This window comes from Vibrio sp. 10N.222.49.C9, assembly GCF_041474985.1.
Taxonomy (GTDB): domain Bacteria; phylum Pseudomonadota; class Gammaproteobacteria; order Enterobacterales; family Vibrionaceae; genus Vibrio; species Vibrio crassostreae_C.
In genome coordinates this window covers 1-545 of the sequence record NZ_JBFRVD010000121.1, presented here as the reverse complement: position 1 = coordinate 545, position 545 = coordinate 1, and the positions used below count along the sequence as shown (strand labels likewise).

At 49.5% G+C, this 545-nt stretch carries 1 pseudogene; it reads left to right on the top strand.

Annotated elements, in window-relative coordinates:
* Window positions 1-545, top strand: a pseudogene (locus AB4585_RS22265) (lipopolysaccharide assembly protein LapB); the annotation flags it as partial.

The window sequence follows — 545 nt, the reverse complement described above, 5'->3', positions numbered from 1 at the left end:
CTATAAGAAAGCGCTAGCGGAAGACCCTAAATGTGTGCGTGCCAACATATCACTTGGCCGCATCTACATGGAAACGGAAGAGTACACCAAGACCATTAAGTATCTAGAGTCGGTATTAGCTCAGGATGTCGACTTTATCAGTGAGGTGCTACCAAACCTCGCCGATTGCTATTACCACCTGGGTCAAGAGCCTGAACTGTTAGAGTTTCTTCGTAAATGTATCGACAAGAAAGCGGGTGTGTCCGTCGAGCTCATGCTGGCACAAGTGGTCGCTCAGCATGAAGGCACAGGCGCCGCTCAATCGTTGTTGACTCGACAGCTCATCAAGAACCCTACTATGAAGGGCTTCTACCGTTTAATTGATTACCATATTGCAGAGGCGGAAGAGGGCCGTGCTAAAGACAGCTTAAGCACCCTGCAAACCATGGTTGGTGAGCAATTGAAGGTGAAACCCCATCACAGATGCCGCAAATGTGGCTATTCAACTCATGCCCTTCATTGGCATTGCCCATCTTGCCGCAGCTGGGGTAGCATCAAGCCTATCC